This is a genomic window from Chryseobacterium tongliaonense (assembly GCF_041224435.1).
Lineage (GTDB): Bacteria > Bacteroidota > Bacteroidia > Flavobacteriales > Weeksellaceae > Chryseobacterium > Chryseobacterium tongliaoense.
Genome location: NZ_JBGFFD010000015.1, coordinates 1 through 13,965, shown reverse-complemented (window position 1 = coordinate 13,965; position 13,965 = coordinate 1). Strand labels below are relative to the sequence as shown.

Below are 13,965 nucleotides of genomic sequence, written 5' to 3'. Positions count from 1 at the left end.
ATCAAAATGTAGACAAGAAATAAATTTGTTTAGATTATAGATTTATAAATTCACATTTAACATTCAGAATCAATATAATTGATTAGATTTATAGCTAAATAAAAAGCTATGAAAACAATTTTCTTACCTGGACAAAAAAATACTTTTTTTTGCCTTTTCACTCTTTTATTATTTTGTTTTACACAAGCACAAATTGTAAATATTCCTGATGCAAACTTCAAAAATGCATTAATTGCAAAGGGAATAGATACAAATAATGATGGAGAAATACAAGTAACTGAAGCACAAGCTATAGTGAATGAATTAAATATAGTTGATAAAAACATCGCAGATTTAACAGGGATAAAGTCATTTACGAATTTAAAAATCTTAAATTGCCTAAAAAATAATCTTACGACTCTTGATTTAAGTGGTATGATCAATTTAATACAAGTTTCTTGTAGCGAAAATAATCTTACTACACTTAATTTAAATGGTCTGGTAAATGTAGTTAACCTATATTGCGGGGTAAATGACCTTACCTCACTTGATTTAGGTAGTATGACAAGCTTACAGCACGCCTATTGTAGTGAAAATAATCTTATCAGTATTAACTTAAACGGAGCAACAAACTTAAGATATTTATATTTGAATGATAATCAGCTTACCTCCATTAATTTAGACGGATTGATATATTTAAAGTATTTAGATCTTGGTGCCAACCAATTCTCTTCACTGCAAATAAATAATTTACCCAGTTTAGAAATATTCGATTTTGGGAACAATAATCAACCTGCCAGCCTCAATCTAAGTGTATTGCCAAACATAAAGACAGTGCGCGCATCTAATAGTAAGCTTACTTCAATTAATTCAAGCGGATTACAAACTTTAAAAATTTTGAATTGCTCTGATAACCAGCTCAACTCGCTTTCTTTTCAGGATGGATTTCTGCAGAATCTTCAATATTTAAACGTAACAAATAATCCTATACAATTTATTTGCAAAGACAGTTATGATTTATTAACCAATACGAATCCTGTCCCGCAATTGATAAATGCTTGTATTCTAGCTACACAAGAAGTCATTAATGAGCAAGCGAAAATAATCATCTATCCAAACCCGGCCAAAGAATATATAAACTTAAATCCGAAAGCAAAAGAGATAAAAATATTTAGTCTGGAAGGCAAAATAGTATTGAACAAAAAAGATAATAAAGAATCAAAAATCAACATTTCTAATCTTCCCATTGGTGTATATATAGTGAAAACCGAATTGGGAAGTACTAAATTTATAAAGAAATAAAAAGCATAAAAAATCAATCATTTTAAGTTATTAATTCTGAATAACTTTTTTCTTTTAAATTTTTATTTTTATCAGCCAAAAACCTGTAACTTTTTGAAAGGCAAAGCTACTTATTCATAAAAATATATATGAAAACAGTTCTTTTCTTTTTAATGATAGGCAGCACTCATCTATTTTCACAAAAGCTGCTGACACCAAGCAACAACAATATTGATTCTAAACTTATAAAAGATGAATCATCCGAAGCAGTATGGTACGCTGAAAATGCAGGGACTAAAATTGAAATAGGCTCCATCATTACGGATCTTAAAAAATTAAACAAGACGGATCTGCTTATTAAAACTACCGTTAAAATGAAACAGGCTCCTGATGCCTGGGTAGATTCCACGATTGTAAAAACAGCCAACTTCCAACCGGTTTACCATTCATCTTTTAATTCAATGCGGGATATGGTTCTGAAATCTGAGAAAAGTAAAGTGACAGGATACTATCTGGATAAGAAAGCTCAGAAAAAAGACAATATCGACATGCCCGCAACAGATTATTTTGACAGCAGCAGCTATCCTATGCTGATCCGTTTTTCTCCTTTAAAAGAAAAATACACCGCTGAAATATCCATTTTTGATTATAACCCTGATGCTAAAAAAGGACTCATAAAAGCATACGTACAGGATGTACAAAAAACCGAATATAAAGGCAAAAAAGTATGGGCTGTAAAAACGACCGATGATATCAGGGATAAGACTACAATTGTCACTTACTATATTGACACGGAAACAAGAAAAATCCTGAAACAGGAAATAGACCTTGGCAGAAGAAAAATGATCATGGAAACCGTTAAATAAATACTCATCAGAGCCTTAGACCCAACACCGACACAATACATAAAACACTGGTTGTCAAAACAAAAATCAACAATCAGTCTACAAACAGCATTTAATATATGCAATAAAAAGCTTACATTTAAATGGTCAAAAAATCCTGATTGACATTAAACGTTCAGGAAAAATCAAAAAAACCAAAATATTAATTATGAAAAATGCTAAATCATTAAGCAGAGACGCCCAGAAAACCATTATCGGAGGCGCAAGAGTTGTTTGTTGTGAATACAACGACCAGGGAAAATGCATTCTATGGATTGGTCCCGGACAGAATTGTCCTTAATTAAAGAACTGAAATCATAACTCAAAACTAAGCCGGAAATCTCCGGCTTTCTCTTTTTAATTTTTCTGCCAAATTTTCATACCCGAAAATAAAAATCTGCCATTTCATCCACAGGCAATCGATGGCACACATTTAGAGAATTACAATGCAGAAACAATAAAAAAACAGATATATTATGTCAGTAAACTTTAAACCACTAGCAGACAGAGTTCTAGTAGAACCAATTGCTGCAGAAACTAAAACAGCATCAGGTATTATTATTCCGGACACAGCGAAAGAAAAACCACAAGAAGGTACAGTAGTAGCAGTAGGTCCCGGTAAAAAAGATGAGCCTACCACTGTTAAAGTAGGTGACAAAGTGCTTTATGGAAAATATTCAGGAGCTGAATTAAAACTGGAAGGAAAGGATTACTTAATTGTAAAAGAAGGAGATTTATTAGGAATCATCGGTTAATTTGTAAAAAGTAAAATGTATTCATGTAAAATGATTTCATGAATATAATTCATTAATACATTGTACAAAGTACATTAATACAATAAAAAATTATGGCAAAAGAAATTAAATTCGATATTGAATCAAGAGACGCTTTAAAAAGAGGGGTTGATGCATTGGCTAATGCAGTAAAGGTAACTTTAGGCCCAAAAGGTAGAAACGTAGTGATCGAAAAATCTTTCGGGGCACCTCACGTTACTAAAGACGGTGTTTCTGTAGCAAAAGAAATCGAACTTGAAGACAGAGTAGAAAATATGGGAGCACAAATGGTAAAAGAAGTGGCTTCCAAAACCAATGATATCGCAGGAGACGGTACTACTACCGCTACTGTACTGGCACAGGCTATCGTAAGAGAAGGTCTTAAGAACGTAGCTGCAGGTGCTAACCCAATGGATCTGAAAAGAGGAATCGACAAAGCAGTAACTGCAGTTGTTGAAAACCTTAAATCTCAGTCTAAAACCGTTGGAGATTCTACGGAAATGGTGAAACAGGTTGCTTCCGTTTCTGCCAACAACGACGAAACGATCGGTGCTTTGATCGCTGAAGCTTTCGGAAAAGTAGGTAAAGAAGGAGTTATCACGGTAGAAGAAGCTAAAGGTATCGATACAACGGTAGACGTTGTGGAAGGGATGCAGTTTGACAGAGGTTACCAGTCGCCTTATTTCGTGACTAACCCTGAGAAAATGTTAGCTGAACTTGAAAATCCATACATCCTTTTAGTAGAAAAGAAAATTTCTTCAATGAAAGAATTGCTTCCTGTTCTTGAGCCGATCGCTCAGGGAGGTAAATCTTTATTAATTATCTCTGAAGAAGTGGAAGGTGAAGCTTTGGCAACTTTAGTGGTAAACAAATTAAGAGGTTCTCTTAAAATTGCTGCTGTAAAAGCTCCGGGATTCGGAGACAGAAGAAAAGCAATGCTGGAAGATATCGCCATCTTAACGGGTGGACAGGTTATTTCTGAAGAGCAGGGTTTCACAATGGAAAACATCTCTTTAGATATGTTGGGAACTGCTGAGAAAGTAACAATCGATAAAGACAATACAACTGTTGTAAACGGTGGTGGTGAAGAAAGCAAGATCAAAGGCAGAGTAAACCAGATCAAAGCTCAGATGGAAACTACCACTTCTGATTATGACAGAGAAAAACTTCAGGAAAGACTGGCTAAATTAGCCGGTGGTGTTGCCGTACTTTACGTAGGTGCAGCTTCTGAAGTGGAAATGAAAGAGAAAAAAGACAGAGTAGACGATGCACTTCACGCTACAAGAGCCGCTGTTGAAGAAGGTATCGTTGCAGGTGGTGGTGTTGCTTTGGTAAGAGCGATCTCTGCTTTGGAAAACCTTACAGGAATCAATTCTGACGAAAGCACAGGAATCAAAATCGTAAAAAGAGCAATCGAAGAGCCATTAAGACAAATCGTTGCCAACGCAGGCGGTGAAGGTTCTGTAATCGTTGCTAAAGTAGCAGAAGGACAAGGAGACTTCGGATACAATGCTAAAACTGACGAGTATGTAAACATGCTTGAAGCAGGTATCATCGACCCTACAAAAGTAACAAGAGTTGCCCTTGAAAATGCAGCTTCTGTTTCCGGAATGCTTCTTACCACTGAATGTGTAATCACTGAAGTAAAAAAAGACGAACCAGCTATGCCAATGGGTGGCGGAATGCCGGGAATGATGTAGTAGCGTGTCACTAAGACAATTTAATATATAAACCGTTCTGCTTTTGTAGGGCGGTTTTTTATTTTGTAGATAACTCTTTTGTTTATCATTTATTATATACTATTGCGTTTATCCAAAAACAACTAAAAATAAACCGCTGTTTAACAAGCAATTGTACAATACATATATGAAATAAGCGCAATAATATATATGTGATATTTGCGCAATGCGTATATTTGGACGTTATCTGTAATTGCAAAACCAATATCTCGCAAAAAATAAATGACTTTATTAAATGTAATTTGGCCCGCTATTTATGTTAGTGAAGAAGTTCAAAAATTTTGGTATTTAATTTTCCTTACAATAATTATTGAAACCATAACTATTTATGTATTTCTTAAAATTGGTTGGAAAAAATCTGTGCTAATATCAATAATCGGAAATTTAATTTCTGGATTTCTTGGAACTCTTGTGATGATGTTTGCAATGTTAATTTGGCATTTTGCAATTGATAGATTTCTTCCAAATGCAACTTTTGACAAATTTAACTGGATTGCAACTTATTTTTTGATGTGCTTGGGAAGTGTGTGTATTGAAACTTTCGCTATATCAAAAATTTTCAAATTCAGTTTTAAAAAATTATTTATTCCTCTTTTAATTGGAAATGCTTTAAGCTATTCATTTATAGTATTTGCAGCAACAAAAGAAAACGATGTAAAACAAGCTAAACAAAAGCGTATTGAAAATGTTTTTTATAAACCATTAAAAAATAATTATACCTTATTAAACAAAAAAGATGTAATGTTTTACACTGCAAAAATTGAAATAGAATACGATGAAAATAATAAAATTTCAAATATCAGTTATCCATTGGAAATAATTTTTAAATATGATTATAGGGACTACTTTATAGATTTTCCGTTTGAACTTCGATTATCGACAGATGAAAATTCCAGCGAAATTGGAAACGGAAGAAAAATAATTTATCTTGACAAACTTTCTGATACTGTAAAAGTAGTCCTTGAACAAAAAAATCCCGATGAAAACATTGGTTGGACAAAACCAATAATTACTGACACACTTAAATTCGTTCGATCAAAAACCGAATAATGCAACTACAGATAACATTATATTGGCAAAATATGGGTTAAGGTTGCCCTTGAAAACGCAGCTTCTGTTTCCGGAATGCTTCTTACCACTGAATGTGTAATCACTGAAGTGAAAAAAGACGAACCAGCTATGCCAATGGGTGGTGGAATGCCAGGAATGATGTAACAGCTGTTGCTGAGACAATTTAATATATATTAACCGTTCTATTTTTATAGGGCGGTTTTTTGTTTGGATTATAGCTTTCCATAAGGAAAATAATATATTTAATGATTAACAAATGGATATTTAGTTAGCGCAATTTTATATATTGCATACTACTGGCGTAGTGCGCAAATTTGAATGTTATGTGCCATTTAAAAAAGACAGATCAAAATGGATAGAATTGAATTATGTTCAAGTAAAAAGAAATCATTAATGTTATTGATTGGATCACTTATATTTGTTGTTTTAGGTTTTTGGTTACTTTTAGAAGCTGAAAATTTGACTAGTAGGAGAGCCAGAAGCCCAATTTTTACTCGAGGAATTGGAATTGCTTCAATTCTTTTTTTCGGATTCGGTATTTTTATAGGAATAAAAAGACTGATTAAGTCAGAAATTATTTTAATTATTGATACCAAAGGACTAAATGTGAATCCAAAGAAATCATTGACTGAATTCATAAAATGGAGTGAAATAAATGGTTTTAAAGAAATCAAAATAAATAGCACACGAATTGTAATTATAGAAGTGAGAAACCCAGAGTATTGGCTTGACAAAGAGACAAACGTATTTAAACGAAAATTAATGCAGTTTAATATTAATAATTACAACTCACCTTTCAATATTTCGGCTTCTGGAATTGATATTACTTCGGACAAACTAATCGAAACTTTGAATGGCTATTATGAAAGACATAAAAACGAGGCATAATAAAAAACCGTTCTATTTTATAGAACGGTTTTTTATTATATTTGATGAGTAACTATGACCCATGAAAATAATCCAAAATGAAGATCAATTTCTTTTCTAACGTATTTATTTGGTTACTGCTAATAGCTTTGCCAGGAACGGCATTTTCACAATTCACCGGTTTTACCATTCAGGATGTAAAATTTGAAAGTCAGGGCATTACTCTCGCAGGCTCCATTTTAGAGCCTGAAAAACCATTGGCAGCAGTTGTCATTGTTCACGGCTCCGATCCGGTAAAAAGAGAGATGGAGTTCGCAAAACGTCTTGCTAAAGAAGGCATTGCTGTATTCACCTATGACAAACGTGGCGTAGGAGAATCCGGCGGTGTGTATGTAGGTCCATCCGTTGGCACAAATAATATCGACACTGCTAATCTTAATTTATTGGCTCAGGACGCCAATGCAGCCGTAAAAACATTCCGGACCTATCTGAAGGATAAAAAAACACCCATTGGATTAGTTGGCTTCAGTCAGGCAGGATGGATCATCCCGATTGCTGCAAGCAAAAATCCACAAATTGAATTTATGGTTTTATTTAGCTGCCCTACCATTACAACACTGGAACAGCTTCGGTTTCAGTTTTATACGAATGGGAACAATCAATTCTGGGAAAATCATACAGAAGCAGACGCCCTTGAACATACTAAAAATGATCCGGACAGATACCAATTTGTGGCAACCGACCCAAAAATATCTCTGAATACACTTTCAATTCCCGGGCTTTGGCTTTTGGCGAAAAAGATATACAGATTCCGGTAAAGTTGTGTATAGAACAATTGAATACTCTTAAAGCTCAAGGCAAGCCTTTCGAATATACTCTCTTTTCTAAACTGGGACACAATACTTCCGGCAACAATACAGCACCCGTTGATATTGCCGTACAATGGATAAAGCAGAAAGCTTTGAATATTAAGAAATCTAAATTTTCAAAATAAATCGCAAACAGGTATAAATAAACCCGAATCAAAAGATTTGGACATCAAAAAATAAAATAGAATCTAATTTCAGTCCTTTTTGTTAAAATTAAAACTAATTAATTCATGATTAAACTATATATTTTAATAGCAGCAGCAGTATTATTCTTCTTCAGTTGTAAGAAAAATAACATGGAATACAATGTTGGCCAGGAATGGAATTATAAAACCCGCCCTGCAGAAGAAAACTCCACCATTAAAATTTTAAAGATTGAAGAATATCCTAAAACCGGAAAAATTATTCATATTTCAGTTAGCAGATTAAGGATGAAAAATCCTGGCAATCCTGAAGGCTTTGCTGAAAAACTAAGCCATATCCCGATTTCTGAAGACGCATTGGACAAAAGTGTTACCAAACTAAAAAGTGAAAACGGCAAAATCCCCGACTCCATTGAAATGGATGGATATTCTTATTGGAAAAGGGAGTTTGACAAAGGAGAGGCTGGGATATTCACTATTCCTGTTTCAGAGATTGTCAGCTTAATGGAAAAAGCTATTTTAACGGGAAATGTTAATGAATAAAACCCTATAAATTCTGATGAGATAGATCATTCTTATAACTTTGACAAAACGAAAAACAGGAACCAACAGAGCATTAATATCCATGAACAAAAACGAGAAAGGACACAGAAAACAAATCCGGAATGAGTTGAGGCAAAAACAGCAGGAAGAATTCGAAAAAAGCTTACCTGTAGAAAGGAAACGATTTGAAGAATTATTTGATTATTTAGATCATACATTAGAAGAGATTGGCTGTGATGATACCCATACATTAACAACAGAATTTTTGAAAAAAAATAAAGTAATAAATATCGAAAATGTTCTAAATTGGCTGGCTGAAAACGGAGGTTATTGTGACTGCGAAATCTTAGCCAATGTTGAAGAGAAATTTGAATTGTAAGGCTCATTTTCTAATCCAGAAAGGACAAAATTAAACTCAACATCAAACACATGAGTAAAGAAATTATTTCAAAAACAATCGGATCTTTGAAACAGGATGAAAGCTTTTCTGATTGGTGGAAAAGTGCTGAAATTGAAATTCCGTTGATGAACAATGAGAAGCTGGCTATAACGTTCATGGATTTTGAACCTGAACATGATACAACCTTTATAGAAGAAGCAGATCAGGCTCTGGCCAATTTCTTACAGCTTACCGTTGATGACAGAAACTCAATTTCTGAGCTTGCCTACAAAAACTGTATGGACTTTTTAGAAGCCGTAGGATTTGATGAAGATGATAAACCTTTATGGGAAATACAAAACCACGATAAAATCTGGAATTTTGTCCAGCCAACTGAAATTTACATATCAAGACGACACAGAAGAGACAAAGATATATACGTCCAAATTGTCTGTGAATGTGATTGGGAACAGGAACACGGATTTCAGCTTGTTTTCAGACAGGGGAAACAATTAACAAGAATAAGCAGTCAGGACGGTCATATAACGGAAGCGGATGCCTACGACAAACCAGACAGCGAAGATGAATTATTATCAAAATTCATCAGTTGACCTTAACATCTATACCGTTGGCACGAGTGTCCGGCTCGTGTCCAAAAATTTGAAAAAAAATATGAGTGAGACGCTCGCGCCAACAAAGAAAAGAAATAACCCGTCCTCAAAATAACAATGGAAGACATTTTTAAAGACTACGAAAAAAATATACCTAAAAAACATAGCATTAGTTTTTCTCCAAAATATAAAGAAGAATTCAAGACATCTATCAGTGAAACACTCTTTATAGGTATTGCAGAGAAAACATTTGAAAAATTGGGTTGGGATCTGATTTACAAAGATGACAACAACATAGAAGCAAAGCGTAAAGAAGCAGGCTGGGTAAATGAACGATGGACAGAAATCATTACAGCCAGTTATAAAAATGGTATTGTCTTAGTAAAAAGTGAATCTTTGGGTAACGAAATCTGGGATGCCGGGAAAAATTCCAAAAGAGTAAAACTATTCATTTATGCTTACCAGGAAACCTTAAAAACTTTTGACGAACAGGCACTCAAGGAGTTTGAAAATGAAATAGAAAAGAAAAATAACTGGGATGACTATATTATTCCTGAAACTTTACCAAAACCATCACAAGCAAAAGTTCCCAATATTACACTCCCCATTATTGGTGGTTTATGCCTGTCTTTAATTCTCGGTTTTATCTTAGCATTCCTTTCTGTAAAAGGTCTGTACATTATTATATTGTTTGAGTTTTTGGTGGCAACTGTTATTACTTTTGTGATGAAATATTTAATTAAATTTTCAAACTATACGGATTTTAGCAAATTGCAATACCTGTTAGGAGCAATGATTATATTGATTTATATATTAAACCAATATTTTCAGTATGAACTCATTTTGCATGAAAATAATCTGGAAAGAATTGGATTTTTGAATTTCCTACAGATAAGATTTACGCAAGGTTTTACAGTAAACAAAGCTAATTTAGGCTGGATAGGTTGGATAATTAATTGGATTTTACAACTTGGTCTTACAGGCATCTTTGTTTATTTACAAATAGTTTCTGCACTCACCAAATATATTATTGGAAGAGTACCGATTGAAGTAGTTGACTTTGCATATTATCATTTAGTAAAAGAAAAATCAGAGGAAGAGATTAGAAGCGAACTTGCTAAAAAAGGCTGGTCTGACATAAAAAATCAGGATGAAGTTTTTGAAGCAATTGGGGGAATGCAAAATGCAATAGAATTAAATAGAATAAAATAAACCTTTTCCTATTTAACAAAGGAAATTTGAATATTAAAATCACTATCTTGAAAAAGATAATACATCTTAATCAGCACCATGAAGAAAGCCTTTGAATTCCTCACCCAACTACAGAAAAACAACACCCGTGAATGGTTTTCACAGCACAAACCGGAATATGATTCGGTTATAAAAGAAAACAAAATATTTTTCAATAAGATTTACAATGAACTTCAGGAACACGATCAATTAAAAGGAATTCATATTTTCAGGATTCACAGAGACGTTCGTTTTTCTAAGGATTCTACTCCTTATAAAAACAATTTCGGGGTTGGTTATTCCCGTTCAAAACCGATGTTGAGAGGCGGATATTATATTCAATTAGAGCCAAACAACAGCTTTGTGGGTGGTGGATTTTGGGCACCTGACGCTAAAGACTTACTCCGCATCCGTAAAGAATTCGAGCTCAATACAACGGAAATCGGAAAGATCACTTCTGACCCAACATTTATAAAATACTTCGGGGAAATCAAAGGAGATGCTGTGAAAACAGCTCCGAGAGGTTTTGATAAGAATCATCCTGCGATTGATTTAATCAGGAAGAAACAATTTATCGTGATGCGAAAATTTACGGATAAAGAAGTTTTATCTGACACCTTTCAGAAAGAAGCCGTTCAAACCTTATTGGCTATGCGTCCGTTTTTTGATTATATGAGCGAAGTGCTTACTACTGATTTAAATGGGGAACCTTTATTTAAATCAAATCTAAAATAACAGCCCGCAACAATGATCAATTCGTAGAAACCATCATCTTTCTAAATATCTGATATTTCATTTACATCCCCTGCTCCATCAATAGTACATTAAACTTATGCCCGTCTGGGTCTGCAAAAACAAAACCGTAATGATTGGTTTCGTCTCTGCCGGCTTCGTTAAAAACCTTACCTCCTGCTTCTTTAACTTTATCCATCCATTCCTGTACTTCCGTTTTGGTTTCTGCAGAAAGGGTGAACATAATTTCATTCGTGTTTTCCGGTCCGGATGGTAAATATTCATCTATTTGAGAACCCCTTTCAAAAAAATGGATCACAAAATCATCATCCCCGAAAAGAAAACTGGCCAGTTTAGGATCATTGTTCGGCTTATTGGGTGTAAAGCCTAATTGCGTGTAGAACTCATGGGTACGGGCGGCATCTTTTACGCTAAAATTAGCCCATATTTTTTTTGTTTTCATATTGTTGAATTTTGAAATAACATACAGTAATCATACCAGTGTATTACTTTCAAGTTTTAAAAAAGAAAATAATTTTACTAACAATTTAAATGTTCAGTTTTCTCATCATTTTTGTACGTAAACTGATAAATAGAATAAATTTGGAATATATTTAAACCACAAACATCAATTAAAATGATCAGTCCTGAACTTTGGGAAGAAGAATTAAAAACAATATGGGATCAGTTGGGGAAAATTTCTGATGATGATTTCATTGAAAAAATAAAACTCCATACAGAAAAGATTTCCGATGGCCAACCCAATGCCATTGCTGATTTTGAAAGAGCCTGCGCTTATGATTCAACCGGTTTTGAAGAAAAAGCCGAGCCACTTTACAGATCTGCCCTGCATTCAGGACTGACCGGATTGAGGAGAAGAAGAGCCAGAATCCAATTGGCAAGCACCTTACGAAATAATGGGAAAGTCCACGAAAGCATAGAGATATTGAGAGAAGAAAAAGAAAATTATTCCGATGAGCTGGACGATGCTGTGAACGCCTTTCTAGCCCTCTCTCTTTCTTCAATAGATCAGGATAAGGAGGCATTGTCACTGGTGCTTATGTCTTTATCCAACCATCTTCCAAGATATAACAAATCGGTTTACAATTATTCGAAAAAAATAATTGAATAAAAGGAGTTAAGATCATTCTAAAATAAAACCGGAATGCCGGGATTTATTTATTCTATCAAATTATTATAAACAATCATATTTAACATGGCCGTTCTACAATCAGAACGGTTTTTCTATATCCGTAAAATAACGAAAACGGGTAATTGATATAAAACCTAAATATATAGAAATTTGTATAAGGTATTTAAATAAAAGCCATCAGGGTAGCCGAAAACTGCAATTTTTAAAGAGTAGGCAAAAAAACATAACATATGAAAACAAAAATTGTATTAATCCCAATGCTTGCATTACTCCTCACAGGATGTAATTCTATGTCAAAGATTTCAGATTTAAAAGATATTGAAGGGAAAACACTGGCCCATCATGTATCTTATGATGCCTCAAGAAGAGGTAGTTTAATTTTCACTGATAAACAGGGACGAATCATCGTAATCTCCGAACCACCGCCGGATGTAGCAACAAAACTGGCTACCGAGCTGGGAGCCAAAGCAGATATCATCGGTAAAGCAAATATTGATCTGTATATGCAGACCACTAAAAGTATTGCAGAGCTCGGAAGAAGAACCTCAGCCGTAAATATCCTGCGGGATGCATTATATAAATTATCCGAGCTTAAATTAAGGGATAATGGACTTGATGGGGAAACAACCGCTCTGTTTAATAAAATTTTAGAAGCCGTGAAAGATATTTCCTATGTGGAATTACAAAACGCCAGGACTGAAACTGAACAGGCTGAAGCTGAAAAAAGTAAGGCAAAAGCACAAGAAGCCCTTCTTACCAATACTCCGGTCAGCCTTGACAATGAAATCGCACAGCAATTGGAAAACCAGGCTTTCGAACTTCTTCTGGATAAAAAATATTCTGAAGCTAAAGAGAAATTCAAAACTGTAGATGATACATTTCCCAAATATCATTCTGCATACGATATTTACCGTTACCTGAAAAATAATGAAAATGTGACTGATGATAAAAAAATTCTCCAGGATATTTATTTAAAACATCGTTGGGGAATGCCCATAAGATATCAGCTGGAAATCAGAAAAAGAATTGGTGAATAACAAAATATTGATCCAATATTTTTTAACTCATAAACCGTCTTGTTATCCGAGGCGGTTTTATTATTTATAAATTTATAAATTTGGATTGAACCGATAATTAAAATATCAACCCATGCAAAACAACACCCGAGTCTACAAAATGTCTTTTGCAGGCGTTTATCCTCATTATATTCAAAAAGCAGAAAAAAAGGGACGCACCAAAGAAGAGGTGCACGAAATTATTTTCTGGCTAACAGGATATGATGAAAAAGGCCTTCAGGAAATTCTGGATAACAAAACTGATTTTGAAACATTCTTCAGACTTGCCCCTCAGATCAATCCTAATGTTTCCCTGATCAAAGGTGTCATTTGTGGTTATCGTGTGGAGGAGATTGAAGATGAGCTGATGAGGAATATCCGTTATCTCGATAAATTGATTGATGAACTGGCTAAAGGAAAATTAATGGATAAAATTTTAAGAAAATAAAATAATCTACGTTTAATAGACATTCAATTTTTTAAGTTTCGGCTAAAGCCTGTTGATGGGTTTTATATTTTGAAAGCGGGCTGAAGCCCGCCCCTATTGAATAATTATATCCTGCTGATGTTTATCAAAAAAATCTTTTAATCTTTTAATCTTTTAATCTTTTAATCTTTTAATCTTTTAATCTTTTAATCTTTTAATCTTTTAATCT

At 34.0% G+C, this 13,965-nt stretch carries 17 protein-coding genes; 16 read left to right on the top strand and 1 reads right to left on the bottom strand.

Features of this window, described 5'->3' with window-relative positions:
* The first annotated feature begins 108 nt into the window (after window positions 1–108).
* The 13 genes from AB8P06_RS19860 (at window position 109) to AB8P06_RS19800 (ending at window position 11,104) form a co-directional block, all read left to right on the top strand.
* Window positions 109–1,281: a leucine-rich repeat domain-containing protein gene (locus tag AB8P06_RS19860; RefSeq protein WP_369844265.1), complete on the top strand. Its 1,173-nt coding sequence runs from the start codon at window positions 109–111 to the stop codon at window positions 1,279–1,281.
* A 128-nt stretch (window positions 1,282–1,409) separates the two neighbouring features.
* On the top strand, window positions 1,410–2,126 hold the full coding sequence (locus AB8P06_RS19855) for a DUF3108 domain-containing protein (RefSeq protein WP_369844263.1): 717 nt from the start codon (window positions 1,410–1,412) through the stop codon (window positions 2,124–2,126).
* A gap of 187 nt (window positions 2,127–2,313) precedes the next feature.
* Complete coding sequence (locus AB8P06_RS19850) at window positions 2,314–2,445, top strand: hypothetical protein (protein ID WP_369844261.1); 132 nt, start codon at window positions 2,314–2,316, stop codon at window positions 2,443–2,445.
* Window positions 2,446–2,620: 175 nt separating this feature from the next.
* Complete coding sequence (locus tag AB8P06_RS19845; protein ID WP_007843108.1) at window positions 2,621–2,899, top strand: co-chaperone GroES; 279 nt, start codon at window positions 2,621–2,623, stop codon at window positions 2,897–2,899.
* Between the two features lie 92 nt (window positions 2,900–2,991).
* Window positions 2,992–4,617 carry a chaperonin GroEL gene (gene groL, locus AB8P06_RS19840; RefSeq protein ID WP_369844259.1) on the top strand — a complete coding sequence of 542 codons (1,626 nt, stop codon included), beginning with the start codon at window positions 2,992–2,994 and terminating at the stop codon, window positions 4,615–4,617.
* A gap of 261 nt (window positions 4,618–4,878) precedes the next feature.
* Window positions 4,879–5,706, top strand: coding sequence for a hypothetical protein (locus AB8P06_RS19835; RefSeq protein WP_184190438.1), 828 nt, complete (start codon window positions 4,879–4,881; stop codon window positions 5,704–5,706).
* Between the two features lie 372 nt (window positions 5,707–6,078).
* A complete protein-coding gene (locus AB8P06_RS19830; RefSeq protein ID WP_369844257.1) occupies window positions 6,079–6,615 on the top strand; it encodes an STM3941 family protein in 537 nt (178 codons plus the stop codon).
* 77 nt (window positions 6,616–6,692) lie between these two features.
* Complete coding sequence (locus AB8P06_RS19825) at window positions 6,693–7,412, top strand: alpha/beta hydrolase (protein WP_369844255.1); 720 nt, start codon at window positions 6,693–6,695, stop codon at window positions 7,410–7,412.
* A 281-nt stretch (window positions 7,413–7,693) separates the two neighbouring features.
* On the top strand, window positions 7,694–8,149 hold the full coding sequence (locus AB8P06_RS19820; RefSeq protein WP_369844253.1) for a hypothetical protein: 456 nt from the start codon (window positions 7,694–7,696) through the stop codon (window positions 8,147–8,149).
* Window positions 8,150–8,189: 40 nt separating this feature from the next.
* Window positions 8,190–8,528: a DUF2695 domain-containing protein gene (locus AB8P06_RS19815; RefSeq protein WP_369844251.1), complete on the top strand. Its 339-nt coding sequence runs from the start codon at window positions 8,190–8,192 to the stop codon at window positions 8,526–8,528.
* 50 nt (window positions 8,529–8,578) lie between these two features.
* A complete protein-coding gene (locus AB8P06_RS19810) occupies window positions 8,579–9,139 on the top strand; it encodes a DUF6985 domain-containing protein (RefSeq protein WP_369844249.1) in 561 nt (186 codons plus the stop codon).
* A 117-nt stretch (window positions 9,140–9,256) separates the two neighbouring features.
* On the top strand, window positions 9,257–10,351 hold the full coding sequence (locus AB8P06_RS19805; RefSeq protein ID WP_369844247.1) for a hypothetical protein: 1,095 nt from the start codon (window positions 9,257–9,259) through the stop codon (window positions 10,349–10,351).
* Between the two features lie 78 nt (window positions 10,352–10,429).
* Window positions 10,430–11,104: a DUF2461 domain-containing protein gene (locus AB8P06_RS19800; protein ID WP_369844245.1), complete on the top strand. Its 675-nt coding sequence runs from the start codon at window positions 10,430–10,432 to the stop codon at window positions 11,102–11,104.
* A gap of 61 nt (window positions 11,105–11,165) precedes the next feature.
* On the opposite strand, the gene AB8P06_RS19795 is transcribed toward AB8P06_RS19800, so the two are convergent.
* Window positions 11,166–11,564: a VOC family protein gene (locus AB8P06_RS19795; protein ID WP_369844244.1), complete on the bottom strand. Its 399-nt coding sequence runs from the start codon at window positions 11,562–11,564 to the stop codon at window positions 11,166–11,168.
* A 174-nt stretch (window positions 11,565–11,738) separates the two neighbouring features.
* On the opposite strand from AB8P06_RS19795, the gene AB8P06_RS19790 reads away from it, so the two are divergent.
* The 3 genes from AB8P06_RS19790 to AB8P06_RS19780 all read left to right on the top strand — a co-directional run bounded on the left by AB8P06_RS19790 (window position 11,739) and on the right by AB8P06_RS19780 (window position 13,757).
* A complete protein-coding gene (locus tag AB8P06_RS19790) occupies window positions 11,739–12,233 on the top strand; it encodes a tetratricopeptide repeat protein (RefSeq protein ID WP_369844242.1) in 495 nt (164 codons plus the stop codon).
* Window positions 12,234–12,484: 251 nt separating this feature from the next.
* A complete protein-coding gene (locus tag AB8P06_RS19785) occupies window positions 12,485–13,291 on the top strand; it encodes a hypothetical protein (protein ID WP_369844240.1) in 807 nt (268 codons plus the stop codon).
* Between the two features lie 112 nt (window positions 13,292–13,403).
* Window positions 13,404–13,757 (top strand): DUF2200 domain-containing protein, encoded by a 354-nt coding sequence (locus AB8P06_RS19780; RefSeq protein WP_369844238.1) that lies wholly within the window; start codon window positions 13,404–13,406, stop codon window positions 13,755–13,757.
* Window positions 13,758–13,965 lie beyond the last annotated feature (208 nt).